Source organism: Granulicella mallensis (genome assembly GCF_014203225.1).
GTDB lineage: Bacteria > Acidobacteriota > Terriglobia > Terriglobales > Acidobacteriaceae > Granulicella > Granulicella mallensis_A.
The window spans coordinates 128095-145013 of the sequence record NZ_JACHIO010000003.1; the positions used below are offsets into that span (position 1 = coordinate 128095).

The window sequence follows — 16919 nt, forward strand, 5'->3', positions numbered from 1 at the left end:
CTACCCCGTAAAGCAACGGATACATTTGACCTCTATGATATGCCGTCCGGCACCGCAATCGTGAATGCGAGGTAGCTGTTAAATCACTAAACCTGAGGGAATAAGGGCCGGTTCCCAAAACACGCCAAAATCCTCGAAAAGGGGAAGGTGCAGGAGGAGGAACTGGACTCCTGCCGCGCTGCCGGCGGGCGGGGGCCGGACCAGCGGGATGAGGGTGCAGGGAGAAACCAAAGCGGGTTCTCCCTGCCGCTTTTCGGGAGCCTGAGACGAAAAAAGGACCCCGGACGAATCCGGGGCCACAATGGAGCAGGGTTAGGCAGCTTTCTTTCGTGTCAGTTCCCTCTTGAGCGGGGCCTTTACCGCCGTCGGCGTCTTCTTGGTCGGCGCGTCGGCCTTGGCCTTGATGGCCTTGGGCTTTTTCGGTGCGAATACCTGCTCAGCCTCGGTAAGGAGGTCGGGCTGGTTCTCGTGAGGGATGCCGATGCGGTCGGAGAGAACGAGGCGCAGGGCGAGGCCGGTTAGCTTCTCGTCAGCGGTTCCATCCAGTGCGGCCAACACGATCTCATCCTCAGACTGTTGCGCGTTCTCATCGCCGTTTGCGAAGTGAGTCGCAACCTCCTCAAGGAAGCTGTAGTCCAGGTGGATGAGCAAGCGAAGGAAGATGCGCATCTGTGCCGCGCTGAACGATGCCGGAGCATGTTCGATGATGCGGTCGAAGATGGCAACCCGTGCCTTGCGCTGTTTTTCGCGGCGGGTCTGCTCGGCCTCGTATTCCTTCTGTTGACGCTCGAACTCGACTTTGCGTTCCTCCTCGTTGCGCTCCTGCTCGGCCTTGTACTCTGCCACGCGTTGCTCGTGTTCGGCTTCGCGCTGCGCTGCCTCCTCTTCCGTCTCCTGTTCGGGCGCTGGTGCCATGACGGGCGGCGGTGCGACCACCTCGCCGGGCCGGTGGTTGGTGTGTACCGGGCACTCCGTGTCGAGGCAAACCGTCACCGTGTATCCGGCGTGTTTTCCGAAGACAATGATTGCGCCTTTGGCACTTGGGCAGGGTGGCTCGGCGTCGGGGTTATCCGGCTCCGCAAGTTCGCGGTACTGATGTTTCTGCAACGCACCGGGACGCTGTTCTTTTGGAGCTCGCCAAGCGGTTTCGATGCTGACAAGCTCAGGACGCGCGGCAATCTCGCGGTCGATGTGCGCCGTCACTTTGGCTTGGAAGCATGGCGCGTCAAGGCATTGGTCACCCTGCACGTCCGCAAACAGGCTGGTATTGAAACCGCTGCGGCGTGGGCAAGCCACGCAAGCTCCGGCCTCTGGTTTGAGGTTCGGGTCTTCCCTGTCGAACGGTGCCTCGGCAAGATTCAGGTAGAGGTTGGCCTGAATCCATGCGCTAAGGTGTTTCGCGGGAAGCAGGTGCGCTTCTTTGTCCTGCCAGTCCTTGCGCCAGCAATTCTCGAACGCGTCGGCTTGATGCTCCTGCGGTAGCCGGGCGATGAGGTTGGCATGGCTTGCCGTGATGCGCTCCTGCGCGAACGCCTCGGCAACCGTGGGAATCAACTGCAAGAGGGACAAACGAGCATAGACGTGTGCTGCGCTCTTACCGGATTTGGAGACAAGGGCGGCAACGTCGTAGCCGGGGAGGTCTAAGAGACGCTGAAAGCCTTGCGCCTCTTCGTAAGGGTGAACGTCCACGCGCTGCGAGTTTTCGACTTATCTTTAGTCCTTTAGAAGCTGTCAATGACGTCCACGACGATGGGTTCTTGAACGTGGTGGAAACTTTATCTGTAGTCATCTGTGACGTAGATCAGCCAGCATGGGCGCGGTGAGCGTAGCGAACTGCGCCCATGCTGGCTCGTGCCTGGCTCTGGAGGCAGGACATGGTAAGAGTGCAAAAAATCAGGGTCCCGGATACGGGGCGTCTGAGTTGGATCGTCATCGACGGGGAGCATATCCCGGTCGATGTAGTGAACGAGTACCTCGTTTATCTCCATCGTCTCGAAAGGTCGCCGAACACGGTTAGAGCGTATGCGCATCATTTGCAGGCCTACTGGGATTTTCTGCTCGAGCAACAGCATAACTGGCGAGATCTGAAGCTGCCTCAACTTGCGGAGTTCGTAAGTTGGGTGCGACATACGACACGAGCTGGCGGTGGACATCGTTCCGACGCCACAATCAATTTGATCCTGGCAGCTATCAGCTCGTTCTACGAATATCAGGACAGGCTTGGCGTGGAGACGGCGATCAGCCGCTCCCGGCGCTTAGGGGCGAAGAGTCCTTACAAGCCCTTCCTGCACCATATCAGCCGAACACAATCGTTGCGACATGCTGTGGTCCGGGTGAAGGCGATCAAGCGCCTGCCACGCGTGTTCTCACCTTCCGAGGTTCAATCTTTACTCGATTCCTGCACACGTCTGCGGGATCGATTCCTTCTGTGCCTGCTGCACGAGAGCGGGATGCGGATCGGGCAAGCTCTGGGCCTTCGTCATGCCGACATCCGGTCTTACGATGGCGCGATCGATATCGTGCCACGCGCAAACAGTAACGGCGCTCTTGCAAAATCTCGCTCGCCGTATGTGGTGCATGTCTCGAAACAGGCGATGGCACTCTATGCAGACTACCTGATTCATGAGTATGGAGAGATTTCGCACGACTATGTTTTCGTGAACTGGTGGGGTGGCCAAGTCGGTGCTCCGATGCGGTATGCAACGGCCATCGATCTGTTCCGCCAACTCTCGAAGAGGACGGGGCTTCGGGCAACGCCGCATATGTTCCGCCACACCCATGCAACCGATCTCCTGCGGGCTGGATGGGACGCGGCCTATGTACAGCGACGGCTGGGGCACGCGCATATACAAACAACCGTCAGCACCTATGCCCACTTGTCTGCGGAAGACATGGGCGAGATGTTCGAGCGTTACCAAAAGGAGCGTGAGCGATGATCACCAATGCAGTCTGGAACCGTGCAACTCAGATCAAGCTTCTCGCTGAACTACAGGGCTTTTGGGCTGATGACCTATGGGACATGCACCACAGCCCCGTGAAGGACTTGTCTCCCAGTGCGAGGCAGCGCCGTCTGCGTTTCCGGTGTAAGTCTACGGCGATCAACGGCGAGCTGAAGTACCTCTGCTGGAAGAAGTTCTCCAGCGGTGAATGGCGGAGCACTCAGGAGATCTCCCGTGTTCATCGGATGATTCACTGGTTGAATAGCATGCCAACCTTACCGTCCTCTCTTCTGGAAAAGGACTTCAGTGTTTGGCGGGACCTCTATCGGACTTATCTGACCGAGCTGGGACAATACAAAACGGGCACGACGAGTCGCATGGATGTTGAGCAGCGCCCCCGTGTCACAGGCCGGGACAGTAGCTTCGTCAGCACGCTGCGGCAGGCTTGTATCCTACTCAGGCAGGCCTATGATCTTCGCCCTGATCGCGAGAAAGATATCTGGGATCTGAAACGGATGGGGGTACCTACTAACCTCTCGCAATCAAACGTAAAGCTGAGCTTCCTGGTGATCAAACAGGCATGGCTTCGGACTGCGGTCAAGTCCTATCTGAGCTACTGTCTGCCGCTCTACTCAGCGAGCACATGCCGAACTCGAGTGCAGTCGATGGCATGCTTCTCCAACTTCCTCGCGATGGAGAAACCGCCGGTGACGACAAGGTCGATCACACGCAGATTGCTTCTCGAATATCTTACCTATCTCCAAGGCAAAGTACGCACGGCGACCAGCAAGAATCACGTACTCACTCTGCGGAACTTCCTTGAGATGGCGCATCGGGAAGGATGGCTCACAATCGGACCAGATCGCATGATCTATGACGAAGAGGTGCCCCAGCCAGCGAAACATCAGCCGCGTTATCTGCCCGCGACAGTGCTGGATCAATTGAATTCACACCTTGGAGATCTAAAACCGCCCTGGAGGCGCAAAATACTTATCCTCCAGGAGTGCGGGATGCGGATCAGCGAGTTGCTGCAGCTTCCAGTTGATTGCCTCACGCAAGATGCACGGGGTGTCCACTACCTGCGGTATATGCAAGGGAAGGTGAAACGGGAGAATGCCATCCCCATTTCACTGGAGATCGCCCGCATCATCCTGGAGCAGCAGGCCGAAGGGCGCAATCGTGACAAGCCTTCGATGTGGCTCTTCCCGAATGAGCGAGGAGGAGTGATCAAGCAGGCCACCTTCGCGCATCGAATCAACCGGCTGGCCTATGACCACGACATCAGGGATGCGACAGGAAAGTTGTTTCGCTTCCAGTCACACCAGTTCCGTCACACCGTTGGAACGCGCATGATCAATCTTGGCGTACCGCACCACATCATCCAACGCTATCTCGGTCACAAGGGCCCGGAGATGACGAGCCGGTACGCCCACATCCACGATGTCACGATGCAGGACAAGTTGTCGGAGTACTTGAAAGGCACGCTAATCGACGTGACAGGCAAGCCAGTCCCAGAGGACGGGATGAACGACAGCGCCGATCTCCAGTGGTTTACTCGCAGCGTCCTTGCGCAGGCTCTGACGAACGGCTATTGCGCGATCCCAATCGTCGCCGGTCCCTGTCCACATCCGAACGCCTGCCTCAACTGCGCTCACTTCCGAACGGACGCAACCTTCCTCGAAGTGCATCGAGCCGAACTCCACGAGACGGAGCGAGTCATCGCGAAAGCGGATGCGAATGGTTGGGTGCGACAGAGTGAGATGAACGAGCGAAAACGAACAAGCCTCATCAACATCGTCACAACCCTGGAGGCCAACCATGGTTAGGAATACGGATGGACTAAAGCGCAGTGCCCGGTCTCGCAGCGAGGATGCGACGCAGCGTGCCACGGCAGCGATCCTGCTGATGCAGGCTGAAGAAGTGGAGATCAACTTCCGCAGCGTCGCCGCGCGTGCGAAAGTATCGACGGCCTGGCTCTACGGAACGAAGTCCCTCCGGGACAAGATCATGAAGATTCGTACGACCTCGCCAGCTGCTGCGGGCGATAATCTGCAACATCGGCAGCGGCTCTCGCACGAACGAGTCGTGGCGACTCTCCGACTCCGCATTCGGACGTTGGAGGAAATCAATCGCGAGCTGAAAGAGCAACTCGAAGCCGCCTACGGCAGACTTGCGGTTGTACAGACGAAGCTGAGTTCTTGCACCGAACGTCAAAATGATGCGTTAATCACTTGCGATCGATGCTCCGAGGCATTCCGGGGTACGTAGTTGCCGCAAATGCGACTTTTCAGGCCTTTCGATTGGGCCCAGTCGGCCTAAAATGGTGGCATGTCAATCCGGGCCGTGTCTCTCGTTCTCCTTCTCGCCGCGCCCAACCTCTTCGCCCAGCAGGCTCCTTCGTCCAGCGTGGCAAAGAGTACTAACGCAGGACACCCTGAACAGTCGGTACTGGCAACTGAGCCCGCGTGTCCGCTTATCAACTCCAACGCGATCACCCATCAATCGGAGACGGAACCGATCCTGGTGGCGTACGACTCTGGGACGATGGGAGCGTTGCGGGCGGCGAAGTCGGTAACACTGCATGCGGCCCCGGTGCCCATGAATGGGTTGGGAACGGTCGCGGACTTCCCGATGGCGCGTCAAGCCGACGGCACCTGGCTGGCTACGGTGAAGTTGGCCGGAAAGAGTGTGGGTTCGGGCTACGTGATGTTCGATGTTGAGGACCAGGACCATCACATCGACCGGAACGGCGGCGCGTATTGGGATACGGAGCTTTGCTTCACAAATCGCAACATACCAAACAGCGCCTACATGCTGCCGAGCGGCTTTAGCGCCAAGTTATCCAGCTATAACGGGCGCATCGTGGCGCCAGGATTCCAGCGGGCACCGGACACGGCACGGGCGCTGGCGATTGCGCGAGAGGATTTTACGAAGCACCCGCAGGACTTCGGCGATCTGTTCTCGATATGGTTTTTGGAGACAGAGGGCGGCCTGGGCCGTGGCACTGATGCCGAATGGGCGCAGGTAAGTCGGGAACTGGACGAGCAGATCACAAAAAACGGCACGACGAATGGGTTTTTCCTGCAAATCCTGGGGTTCGTTGCGCCAGCCCAAGCGCGCATCGATCCGGCAGTGATCGGGAGATTGCGGGCCGCGATCATCGCGTCGCCGCGGACGATTCAGCCCTCGCGCTGGGAAGGTACGACGCTGAAGCTGATTCCGAAGCCCGCTTATTGGGATGATGCGGTGGCGAAGGAGGTAGCCCTTTTCCTTTCGGAACTCGACCTGCCTCCCGCGGAGCAGATCAAGGACCCAGAGGCCCGCGGGGATGCGCTGGAGGCTTTCGTCAAGAAGTACGGGAATTGCGTAGAAAACTGCAACGAGATCGCCCCCGCATTCGGGCTTGGTGTACAGGCATTTGGCGAGGCAGGCGATCTGGATGGCGCGAAGCGACTGGCGGAGGAGTGGATGGCGTGGGACCCGAAGAATCCCGATCCGCCGGCGGTCCTGGCGCAGACGTATCTAACGGCGAACAAGCGGCTACCGGAAGCGCTGGAACTGGCGAATCGCGCGGCAGAACTCTACAAACCATTTGCGGATACCGTCACGCGGCCAGCGAGCGATCACACGATTCGCTCTCAGATGTACTTTGAGGTCGCGCCGTGGGCAAGTCATAAAGGCAGAGCCGAATTGCTGCGCGGAAAGATCGAGGCGGAGGTGGGCGACTGGGCAGCGGCTGCGAAGGACTTACAGGTAGCCTGGAATGCGCTGGCGCAGAACCCGGGCATGGTGATGCAATTCATCGAGGCGGCGATCGCCCTGGGCGGTGCTGACGAGCATATAGGCGACCGGGAGGCGGCGCTGAAGGCGTATCTGAGCGCAGCCAGCGAACCGTATCAGACCGACCCGAAAGCGCACAACGCATACCTGCGTCTGTTCGTGGCTGAAGGCAAGGGCACCGACCAGCAGGCCGAGGCTTCGCTACTGGCCGCAGTGGAAGAGTCACGCGCAAAAGAGGCCGGGAACTATGTCCCGGTGGAGTTGCATCGGCCGATTCCGAAGTTGCAACTGACGGGCCTGGACGGAAAGGCGCTCAGTCTGGAGAATCGCCGACGGCCGGTTGTGGTGGATTTGTGGGCGACGTGGTGCGGTGCGTGCGCAGTGGAACTGCCATCGCTGTTGGCGTTTCAGAAAGCGCATCCAGAGGTGGATGTGCTGGCGGTGGATGTGGCCGATAAGCCGGAAGCAGTGCGGCAGTTCTTGATGAGCAAGAAGCTTACTGGGCTGCATGTTGCATTGACGAAGGCGTTTCCGGAGGGCATGGCTCAGAACTACCCGACTACGCTTGTTATTAGCTCAAAGCATGAGATCGCGTTCCTGCACGCGAGCATGCCCAATGATATTGGGGCGGAACTCGCGGCGGATCTGTCGGCCTTGAATCCTCAGTAGGACACCGCGCTGCTTCCAGATCATGTAGAAGCCCGGGGGCGCGGTCGAGGGGTTTGCTGGGATTGCTGTGACGTGCGCGAAAAACGGCGATGTCGGTAACTTCAGTTAAGCCCGCCAACACCTACGTAAAGTTTCTTTCAGTACAGGTCACTTTTGGTCTGAATCTGACGAAATCGCATTGCCGAAAGGTATTTGGTGTGGTGCACCAATCCTCGGCCCCTGGCACGTCGTTTACATATAAACAACGTGCCAGGCCGTATGAAGACAATGAAAACTCTTGCCAACTATAGATAACTCGATTAGCTGCCACTCCATCGCCTGGGCATCGGTGAGTTCCTTGATGTGGGCGGGGAGTGAAAACTTCTCGGCGATCTGACCCGCACGGAACCGCCTCGCACCTGCGACGATTTCAAAGCGGTTGTCCTTCGGGCGTACAACGATGGGCTGGATAAGACCGTGCTTTCCGATGGACTCGGCAAGCTCTTCCAGCTTCTTCTGGTCGAACGTCTGGCGGGGGTTGGTAGTGGATTCGAAAATCTGGTCGATGGCGATGTATTGGAATTCGCTGCTGTCCTGCATGGTGCCCTCCTTGTGGGCTGTCGCTGGTTGAGGTTGTGGAGCGTATACGCTGCCCTTCATCCGCTCCGTAGGCGGGGAAACTTGGGCTAGGCGTGTTGCTGTCGCTCGAAGGCCACGGCGAAACCTTGCTCTCGCAGGTTCTTGTCCCACAGCTTGGCGAATCGTTCGTGTTCTTCGTGAAGCTGGGGCTGATAGCAGTAGTTGTCTTCCCGAATAAAGCGGCTCCACTGCTCAATCCCTGCGAAGTCATTGCGCCAATAGAACGGATTAAGGTGTGCGCCTCCGGCCAAACCCAACTCGAAACACATCTCCGGGTCGCGCATTGCGTCGCCGTTCTGTTCGCCGTAATGACAAACGGAGATAGCAGGCAGACCACACGGGCCGGATTCGTCGGTCGCCTCGATCACCAGCGTCATAAACGGCGGGTTCTCGATGCGGAGGTAGAGGCCGTGGTTCCAGCCTCCGGCGGCTTTGAGGATGCGGAGGACGGTTTCCATCACGCCGCCTCCTGTAGATCTGCTTCGCTCAGTTCCGGGGTTCCGGCTGGTGCTTCCGCCTCGTTCTGCACCGGAGCTTCCAAAGCCGCAAGAATGACGTTGGCGGTCTGCTGCACCACCTCTAAGCTCTCGGCCAAGAGCGATGCGTTGCCGTGATAGAGGTTGATATAGTCCGCAGACGCGCTGCCAGTGACTAGCCCAATCGCCTTCCCGACGACAAAGGCAACGGCTTCGGCTTCAGTCTCGCGTACTGTCTTGGTCGTGGCCGTCCGTCGTTCGGCCTTGTGCATCATCTCGTGCGCTGCTTCGTGTACGAGCGTCGAAAACTCTTCTGCCTTGGATTGACCCGGCAGGATGGCAATCCGTCCGCCGTAGCTGACTCCCATTGCGGGCGCAATTTTCGGGTTGTAGACGATCTGGATACCTTGGCTTCTGAGGAATGCCGCGAGACGGTCGATGCTCTCGCCGGGGTCGCCTGAAACCGTGTGCAATTCTGGAAGGTCTACGCCGTTGGTCTGCGAGATGTCGAAGACGTAGGCATTGCGGAAGCCCAAAAGGGCGCGGATGTTCTGCTTGGTGATGTCCTTCTCGGCCTCGCTGTCTTTCTTGCGCTTGACTCCCACGATGGGGGCAAGGATGCGAATGCCCTTCGCTCCGGCGTTCACACTGCGACCAAGGTTCTTCCATGTCCAGAACCCTGCAACGCGGGTTGCTGTTGGCATCTGTCGCGCAATCTCCAGCACGTTTCCAAAGCTGTAGTTATGGAATCGACTCATGGCCGTGAGGTAGTTCGTGAGGGCGTCGGAATTACCAGCCTCTAACTGCTCTATGAGGAGCTTGATGTTGGCGACGATGATTTCCTGTTTGGTCGTGGGCTTCTTGCTGTCGATGGTTGTGGCTACATTGCTCATGTTGTCTTCTCCTTGGGTTTGGCTGCTGCACTTTCCGCGTTGAAACGCGGCATGTACATGCCGAACGCCACCTGGCGAAGGCGGGGGTAGCAAGCGTCAAGGGGAGGGGTATCTCCCACCCTTGGAGAGGGAGCCGAAGGCGGAACGGAAAGGGCGGAGCGTAGCGGAGGTCTGCACAAGCGAAGCGCGGAAGACTGCGGGAAACCCCTTGACGCGCGCGATCGGGGCAGAGCCCCTTAGCGAGGTTTGGCTTCGATATCCGCGTGCGTCAGCACGCAAGAACTTTTGGGGAGGGCGTTGCGGGAAGGAACGTCCCGCTGAGGTGGGTGGCGATAGACGCGCAGCGGCTGAAGACAGGGAGGAAGGTCCTCCCTATAAGGGCGTTATCCAACAGATTTCGGGAGTGTTGCATCTCAAGAAACAAGCTGTACGCTGGTCACGCGGGTCCATGTGGTTAGAACCACCAATGCGCGAATCTCCAGAGCTTGAAAGCCTTGAAGCTGGAGAAGGCCATGGAAGTGGACATCGTTCAAGATTTGCGTGCCAAGCTCTCTATCGCGATAGAGGCACTACGAAGAGCCGAGGAGCGGGCTTTGCCCGGTCAATTCGCGCTCGAAGTGATGCACGAAGTTCGCAATCCTCTTGAAGCAATGGGTTACCTCCTGCACCTGGCAAGCGAGGAAGACGATCCAAAAGCTGTCCGAGAATATCTGCGGCAAGCCAACGAGCAAATGGCAACTGTCCATCAGATCGCAGCGCAAACTCTCGGTTTTGCTCGTATGCTGCCCACGCCACAGGAAGTGGATTTAGTCGAACTCGCGGAGGCGGCCCTCCGTATTCATCACCGGCGCATCACCGCTCAGAAAATTCATCTCGTGCGCGATTTCACCACGGCGACCTTCGCAGAGGTCTACACAGGCGAGATTTTGCAGGTTGTTTCCAATCTCTTAGCCAACGCACTGGACGCTCTCCCAGAGGGTGGCACCGTCTCCCTTCGGCTGCGTAAACGAGGAGCCCAGGTGCAATTGCTTGTGGCAGACAATGGGAAAGGCATGGCTCCCGATCACATGGCGCGCCTGTTTGAGCCATTCTTCACAACGAAAGAAAACCGAGGAACGGGGTTGGGACTCGCACTATCCAAGAAGATCATCGAGCGCCATGCTGGACGGATCTTCGCTCGAAGCAGCGCACTGCCCCGTAGAAGTGGCACGACTTTCCGGATCACCCTGCCTGCGAAGCGTCAGACGGAAGCCGCTGCGACCGACCTTTGAGGTTGACGTTCGGCCTGTCATGTCCGAGAAGAGTAAGATTTGACGTGGAACCCTCCGCAGAAATGGCCGCGCCCGCCAAATAGGCCAGACCTCGTTGACAGAACCGGAGTTCCCTGCAAGAAAGAGCCAGGTGACTTCCGATGGATGCAAGCCGCGTTTTCAAGTGTCGTATTCTCCTAGTCGATGACGATCCTCTAGTGCTTCAAACATCTTCCGCGATACTGCGCAGTTTCGGATTTTCGGTACGCACTGCGGAGGATGGATTCATCGCCCTCAAGATACTCAGACAAGTTTTGCCGGACATGATTATTTCCGACCTGAGAATGCCCAACATGTCTGGGTTTGAGTTGCTTTCCATCGTCCGTCGCAGGTTTCCTCATCTCCCTACGATTGGCATCAGCGGCGAATTTATCCTTGCGACCATGCCGCTGGGCTTGTTGGTAGACCACTTCTTTCAAAAAGGTGCATACACGCCCGGCGAACTGCACACAAAGATGAAAGAGTTGATCGCGGACTCTCCCATCCGTCCACACATCGGCAAAGCCGATAGGGCACCCCTATGGATTCCGCGAAAGGATGCTGAATACATCGTCGTGACGTGCCCGGAGTGCTTGCGATCCTCGTCGATAGCCGATCAAACGGAAGTGGGCGATCTGCAGGAGACGGAATGTTTTGCCTGCGGAGCGATGATCACATATCTGATCGATTCCAGTGTTCTCAAAGTCCTTGAGGATAAGAGGCCGGAGATGATTGCCTAATTGCTCCGACGTTAGCTCAGTGATTTCGTATTCGCAATAAGCAGGGGAACGGTCTGAGACCGTCCCCCGCTCACTCCCTGAAACAGGCTTGATTTACTTTGCAAGACTGCTGGCTGCCTTCTTTTCGTCTTCACGGCTCAATTCGGCCGAGTATTTCTCTTTGTTGGATTTCGGCTTCTTCGGCTTTTCCGGCTGTTTCGCAGAAGCTAGGAGAATTGGCTTGCCGGCGATCAGAATCTTCTTTGCCGCGGCGAGCTCTTCATTGAGATTTTTCGTCAGCAACGCCGCGACCTTCGTCAGCTTCAATGTCTTTGCCATCTCGATCGAGGCCGTATAGCCTGCGATCTCGTAGTGTTCCGTCCGGATGGCGGCACCGATGATGCCAGCGTCGAAAGATGGACCTTCCTCATCTTTCTCAAGGGCATCCTTGCCCTCCTCAATGACGCCTTCCATACCATTGCAGTGCTCACCCGTGGGTTTTTCTTCAAGAAGCTCGAAGACCTGTTTGAGTCGAATCACCTGGCCCTTTGTCTCTTCGAGGTGGGCTGCGAAAAGAGACTTGAGTTTGGGATTTTTGGCACCCTTTGCAAGTTTGGGCAGTGCTTTCACCAGCTGGTTTTCGGCGCTATACATGTCTCTAAGCTCGTCGATCAGAACGTCTTTCAATGCCATATTGATCTTCTTTCTCGTACATCAATGTGCAATCGGTGGGTGGTCACCGAGACGAGCGTGATCCAAGACTGCCAAGTTCTTAGATGCTGAAATCATTCCGGATAGAATGCCCACACATTTTGATCAATCGATTCTCAGGGAGCCCATCTTTTGCATCTCAACAATGCAGCTCAGATTCCGACGCAAAAATTCAGTAGGACTTTTTATCGCTGATTGCGTGATGGGCTTAGAAAGCGGGGCAAGATGAATCAATCGGAAACAACGAATCTGCCACTATCAAGTAGTAGAAAAGATCACCCCGAAGCGGTCGGGTCGGGCGTATCTTGGTCTGCCGTGGTCGCTGGCGCCTTTGTTACAGCAGCCCTGTACCTGATCTTGCTTTCTCTCGGGGCAGGATTGGGCTTGTCTTCTGTTTCCGTCTGGTCGAATGTCGGCGTTTCTGCCGCTACGATCGGAACGGCTTCCATACTGTGGTTGATCTTTGCGGAAATCGTCAGCTCTTCTATGGGTGGATATCTTGCTGGTCGCCTCAGAACGAAGTGGACGGTTATTCACGGTGACGAGGTTTATTTTCGCGATACGGCGCACGGTTTCTTGTCTTGGAGTGTTGCGCTGGTCGTGACCGCTGCTCTTTTGGGAGCGGCAGCAACAACGATGATCGGCTCACCTTCCGCGAACGGTTCCTCTGAGACAAAAGGCGCTGTGAGTCCGAACGCATACTTCGTCGACGCCATACTGCGCACCGAAACGCCCAAAACTGATTCTGATACGGCGTCCTTGCGGCAAGAAGTCGGAACGATCTTAGCTACCTCTTTGAAGCAAGGTTCGCTAGGCAGTGATGATAAGGCCTATCTTGACCGTTTAGTGAGCGCGCGGACAGGGCTCGATCAAGGCACGGCTGACAAGCGCGTCTCAAATGTTTATGCCAATGCTCAAAACGCAGCTGAGGCCACGCGGAAAGCAGTCGCCCACACTCTTCTCTGGATTTTCATTGCACTGTTGATTGGTGCTTTCTGCTCAAGTCTTGCCGGAACAATCGGTGGCAAGCAAAGAGACAACGTCGTCATTCTCTAAGAAACGCCATCGGCATATAAGGAGATTCCACATGCGTTCGATCCTGCTTTTGTTTCTCGGTGTTCCAATTCCAATCGTCATTCTCATCGCACTCTTTAGCCACTAATTCTCAGGCTCAGAGGAATCCCTCACCCGGTTGGGAGGGATTCCTGCACGGGTAAGGCCGGACGAATTGGTTCAGAACGAAAGGTACGGCGATGGCTCAATATAACGGCACGGTCAAATGGTTTAATAACGCCAAAGGGTACGGGTTTTTAGGGCACGAGGGCGGCAGCGATGTATTCGTCCATTACAGCTCTATCCAAGGAGACGGCTATAAGTCCTTGAAGGAGGGTGACCCCGTGGAGTTCGATATCATTCAAGGCGAAAAGGGTCCGCAGGCCGACAACGTCACGCGACCGACGTCTGCGATTTAGGGCGAGGTCGCATTGTAGGAAACTTCGGTTCCGAGTCTAGGCGACTCGATGGTCGGTTCGTGACGCAGCGCTTTCTGCAGCGTGAGGAAAAAAGAGGCTAAACGTAGTTCCGTGCATCTCGCCTTTGGCGCTCCGCACTCGCATCACTCCACCATTCTTCTGAACCAGATCCTCCGTCACCCAGAGCCCCAGACCGGTCCCTCCAATTCCCTTTGTAGAAAAAAAGGGTTCAAAAATTCGAGCGAGAGTCGTGGCATCCATCCCTGAACCGGTATCGGCGATAGTGATGCGGACGCCAATCGCGCCATTTACCCAATTGGTTGATTCTCTGCACCGCAGGAAAAGTGTTCCGCCGTGTTTCATCGCATCGACGGCGTTCGCAACGATGTTGAGGATGATCTGCCTCAGTTCGCCTTCATGGCAATGGAGATGCTTTGCCCGACATTTATCGACAACTGCTGTGATGGAAAAGTTCCGAAAACGAGCGCGGTAAAGTCCAACAACTGAACTGATCAGCTTTTCCATGTCCAGGTCGGTCGAACTGCTGCTTTGGCGATGGAATCTCAGCGTATGCGTGGTGATTTGTGAGACTCTGGCAAGCTCTTCTTCAGCCTGAGCAACGAGAGTTTTCAGTTCAGGTGTGGGAACCTGTAGCCCAAGGATGTAGAGAAGATTTGTCACCGAAGCCAAAGGGTTGTTGATCTCGTGTGCAATTGAACTCGCCAAACGCCCAACGGAAGCGAGCTTCTCGCTCTGAAGTAAGGCTCGTTCGGCACTCTTCTCATCCGCGATGTTTCGAAGAACGGCGGAGTATGCGACAAGCGTCCCTGGAGCTTCCATATGCGGAGTGAGCTTGAAGGAGACCTCTACATGAGACCCGTCCTTGCAACGGGTGATTGTTTCTCCAGAGTGTTCGAGTCCCTTCCCTAGAACCTCCAGCGCTGTCCGGAACGCGGTCCGGCTTTCATCAAGCGAAATCAAGTCCGGGAGCAGTTTCCCGGTGGCCTCCGCAGCACTGAAGCCGAACATCTTGGTCGCCCCTTCATTCCAGTTTCGCACTCTGCCATCCGCGTGCAACGTAATAATCGCGTCGGACGATCGGAGGATCACCTCCGCAACTTGTTGCGCTTCTTTTTGCAGGAGGAGGAGGTTTCTTTCGTATATGCGGCGCTCCGACGCGTCGAATAACGCGACACGGATTTCCTTGGGGGTGCCGGCTTCAGATGTCAGAGAAAAGTTTGCTAACACTGGAACGCGGGTGGACTCCACGCGCAAGTCGAGCGCAATCTCGTTCAGCCGGCCGCTTAGCAAAAGCCTTGGAAGAAGCTGGGAGTCGTAAAAGATGGCCCCCGCTGAGGTGAGCAGGGTTCGGAACCCGAAAGGAGGCTCGCTATCTGGACCACGCTTAGTAAGCCGGTAAAAGATGCCGTTCGCTCGCAGAATTTCGCCAGCCATATCCATCACCAGGTAGGCGCACGGCGCGTTCTCGAACAGATCGCGGTATACCGCCAGGTCTGCGATTTGCTGCGCTAAAGGAATTCCTGGATCGCTTTCGTTACGCTCCCCGGCGAACTCAAGTGCGGGCAATGGCCCGTCGCCTCCAGCATCACGAATTGGCTTCCCGGAAGACATTGATGTACATATTCTCCCACGATGGCAGGAGCTATCGCATCCTTGTCGCATTGCAGGATAAGCGTTTTCGTTCGCAGCTTGTTCAGATCCGAGCGATTGTCGGAGAGGAATGTGACGCGGGCGAAGTGTTGGGCATGGATAGGGTCCGTTTTGCAAAAGCTCTGTTCCAACTCTTGCGCAAACTCGGGATGTTCGGGGTTTCCCATAATGATGGGCGCCATCATGGCGGACCATCCGGAATGGTTATTGTCCAGCATCTCAAGCAAGTCTTCGATGTCGGCTCGCTCGAAGCCCCCGACGTACTCTCCATCGTTGATGTAGCTGGGGGAGGGGCCGATCATCACAATACTCTCGAAGAGCTCAGGACGTTTGATTGCGGCAAGCGCGCCGATCATCGAACTCACGGAGTGCCCAACGAAAATCACCGGTCCGAGGCTCAACTCGTCAATGATCTCGATCACGTCAGCAGCGTAACCGTTCAAGGTGCTGTATCGCGTTCGGTTAAACGCGGCGGGATCGGAATCCCCTGAACCGACATAGTCGAACAGCACAATCTTATGGTCGTTCTCAAAGCTCGGTACGACTCCTCGCCACATATTCTGATCGCAGCCGTATCCATGGGCAAACATCATTGTGGTGGGGCCGCTGCCACTTATCTTTACGTTGTTGCGAAGGACCGATGACATAAAACCTTTCGAACGCTGAGAAAATAATGACCGCACGAGTCCAACGCTTTCACGATGGTAGTGCATAAGATGCACTTTCTGAGGTTGCAGCAGACATACCCGGCGAATCACGAGTGCCTGCTTTTATCAGGATGGTATGCACTCGTGTGGTCGCGGCATATTCCCGTGGTTGGGCGTTCCAGCGCCGTCTAGGCTGCGATTTGATGCACGTAGTATGGGGTTTCTCTCGCCGTTAGGATTTCTTCCAAGCGTTTCGGACTCACTTGTCCGGGTGACAGCCACTCCTGAAGAAACTTCTCCTGAAGGGAGATGATCGTGCGCTGATGTCCCGTAGCGGCCACTTCCGGGAGGGGCTCATCCGTTATCGCGGCAAACGAATAAAGGTCCGGCTCATTTGGTTTCGTCCAGCGATCCCAAATACAAGCTACGAGCATGTCGGTTGACGGTTGAGGATCAAATTCCAAAACGAGATTCTTTGCTTTCTCATCGGGCGCCAGTTCGCGGTGCTCATAGAGATGAAGCGGCACATTTTCATAGAATCCGGAGATGACCATCACGGCGTGATGTTGCCCGTAGACCTTGTTCCAGTAGTCATCGAGGCTGTCACGTCGCGCGTTATAGGTGCCAGGAAATCGCTTGTCGTAATCAGCGGGTTTCCCTGACAGGCGGCAGGCATAGCGCATGGGGCGAATGATCGTCGTATCGTTCTCTCGAACCAGTACCGGCGCATACATCATCGGGAAGATGCGAGCGTCTTCGTTGTTTGGCTCGGTGCGTCGAAGGTCAGCCAGCCGTTCAAGCAGGGCTTGAGACTTGGTGGTTCCGATCCGAATGTCTTCTCTCGCCTTCTTCGTTTCCTTCTTCGCGAGCGATTCTTCTGCGGCCGCTATGCGACGCTTCTGAGCGAATACTTCGCCTTCCCACTCCGCGCGCTTCTCTTTGAGATATTGGGCGATGTATTCGGCAATGCGCTTCTGAACGTCTGTCTCGGGATTTACGAAGTTGCGCTGGAGGTCTCGGGACATCTTAATGTCC

General features: G+C 56.3%; 16 protein-coding genes. 8 read left to right on the forward strand and 8 right to left on the reverse strand.

Annotation, left to right across the window (positions count from 1 at the left end; all coding sequences use genetic code 11):
* Positions 1-312: 312 nt before the first annotated feature.
* Positions 313-1689 (reverse strand): chromosome partitioning protein ParB, encoded by a 1377-nt coding sequence (locus HDF15_RS03855; RefSeq protein ID WP_260330817.1) that lies wholly within the window; start codon positions 1687-1689, stop codon positions 313-315.
* A 194-nt stretch (positions 1690-1883) separates the two neighbouring features.
* Here HDF15_RS03855 and HDF15_RS03860 point away from each other — a divergent pair, with 194 nt between their 5' ends.
* Genes HDF15_RS03860 through HDF15_RS03875 form a run of 4 tightly spaced genes read left to right on the forward strand, consistent with a single transcriptional unit; the run spans position 1884 to position 7388 of the window.
* Positions 1884-2936 carry a tyrosine-type recombinase/integrase gene (locus HDF15_RS03860; protein WP_184252953.1) on the forward strand — a complete coding sequence of 351 codons (1053 nt, stop codon included), beginning with the start codon at positions 1884-1886 and terminating at the stop codon, positions 2934-2936.
* Positions 2933-4765, forward strand: coding sequence for a site-specific integrase (locus HDF15_RS03865; protein WP_184252955.1), 1833 nt, complete (start codon positions 2933-2935; stop codon positions 4763-4765). Before HDF15_RS03860 ends, HDF15_RS03865 begins: the two co-directional genes overlap by 4 nt.
* On the forward strand, positions 4758-5207 hold the full coding sequence (locus HDF15_RS03870; protein ID WP_184252957.1) for a DUF6262 family protein: 450 nt from the start codon (positions 4758-4760) through the stop codon (positions 5205-5207). The genes HDF15_RS03865 and HDF15_RS03870 overlap by 8 nt, the downstream gene beginning before the upstream one ends.
* 60 nt (positions 5208-5267) lie before the next feature.
* The gene (locus tag HDF15_RS03875) at positions 5268-7388 is read left to right on the forward strand and encodes a TlpA disulfide reductase family protein (protein ID WP_184252959.1); all 2121 of its coding nucleotides are present in this window, start codon (positions 5268-5270) and stop codon (positions 7386-7388) included.
* A gap of 231 nt (positions 7389-7619) precedes the next feature.
* On the opposite strand, the gene HDF15_RS03880 is transcribed toward HDF15_RS03875, so the two are convergent.
* From HDF15_RS03880 to HDF15_RS03890, 3 genes are all read right to left on the reverse strand, one after another.
* On the reverse strand, positions 7620-7967 hold the full coding sequence (locus HDF15_RS03880) for a ParB N-terminal domain-containing protein (protein WP_260330819.1): 348 nt from the start codon (positions 7965-7967) through the stop codon (positions 7620-7622).
* A gap of 86 nt (positions 7968-8053) precedes the next feature.
* Positions 8054-8464 (reverse strand): DUF6908 domain-containing protein, encoded by a 411-nt coding sequence (locus tag HDF15_RS03885; RefSeq protein ID WP_184252960.1) that lies wholly within the window; start codon positions 8462-8464, stop codon positions 8054-8056.
* Entirely contained in the window at positions 8464-9375 is a 912-nt protein-coding gene (locus HDF15_RS03890) for an ArdC family protein (RefSeq protein WP_184252962.1), read from the reverse strand. Before HDF15_RS03890 ends, HDF15_RS03885 begins: the two co-directional genes overlap by 1 nt.
* Before the next feature lie 512 nt (positions 9376-9887).
* Here HDF15_RS03890 and HDF15_RS03895 point away from each other — a divergent pair.
* Positions 9888-10646: a sensor histidine kinase gene (locus HDF15_RS03895; protein WP_184252964.1), complete on the forward strand. Its 759-nt coding sequence runs from the start codon at positions 9888-9890 to the stop codon at positions 10644-10646.
* Between the two features lie 140 nt (positions 10647-10786).
* The gene (locus HDF15_RS03900; RefSeq protein ID WP_184252966.1) at positions 10787-11404 is read left to right on the forward strand and encodes a response regulator; all 618 of its coding nucleotides are present in this window, start codon (positions 10787-10789) and stop codon (positions 11402-11404) included.
* A gap of 93 nt (positions 11405-11497) precedes the next feature.
* Here the strand turns inward: HDF15_RS03900 and HDF15_RS03905 are convergent, their stop codons facing one another.
* Positions 11498-12076 (reverse strand): ferritin-like domain-containing protein, encoded by a 579-nt coding sequence (locus HDF15_RS03905; protein ID WP_184252969.1) that lies wholly within the window; start codon positions 12074-12076, stop codon positions 11498-11500.
* A 243-nt stretch (positions 12077-12319) separates the two neighbouring features.
* Here HDF15_RS03905 and HDF15_RS03910 point away from each other — a divergent pair, with 243 nt between their 5' ends.
* Both HDF15_RS03910 and HDF15_RS03915 read left to right on the forward strand, forming a co-directional pair.
* Complete coding sequence (locus HDF15_RS03910) at positions 12320-13150, forward strand: hypothetical protein (RefSeq protein WP_221314268.1); 831 nt, start codon at positions 12320-12322, stop codon at positions 13148-13150.
* Positions 13151-13347: 197 nt separating this feature from the next.
* Entirely contained in the window at positions 13348-13566 is a 219-nt protein-coding gene (locus tag HDF15_RS03915) for a cold-shock protein (protein ID WP_184252971.1), read from the forward strand.
* Between the two features lie 36 nt (positions 13567-13602).
* Here the strand turns inward: HDF15_RS03915 and HDF15_RS03920 are convergent, their stop codons facing one another.
* The 3 genes from HDF15_RS03920 to HDF15_RS03930 form a co-directional block, all read right to left on the reverse strand.
* Positions 13603-15153: an ATP-binding protein gene (locus tag HDF15_RS03920; protein ID WP_184252973.1), complete on the reverse strand. Its 1551-nt coding sequence runs from the start codon at positions 15151-15153 to the stop codon at positions 13603-13605.
* On the reverse strand, positions 15096-15995 hold the full coding sequence (locus HDF15_RS03925; protein ID WP_311733024.1) for an alpha/beta hydrolase: 900 nt from the start codon (positions 15993-15995) through the stop codon (positions 15096-15098). Before HDF15_RS03925 ends, HDF15_RS03920 begins: the two co-directional genes overlap by 58 nt.
* Positions 15996-16072: 77 nt before the next feature.
* Complete coding sequence (locus HDF15_RS03930; protein WP_184252974.1) at positions 16073-16909, reverse strand: SOS response-associated peptidase family protein; 837 nt, start codon at positions 16907-16909, stop codon at positions 16073-16075.
* Positions 16910-16919: the final 10 nt, after the last annotated feature.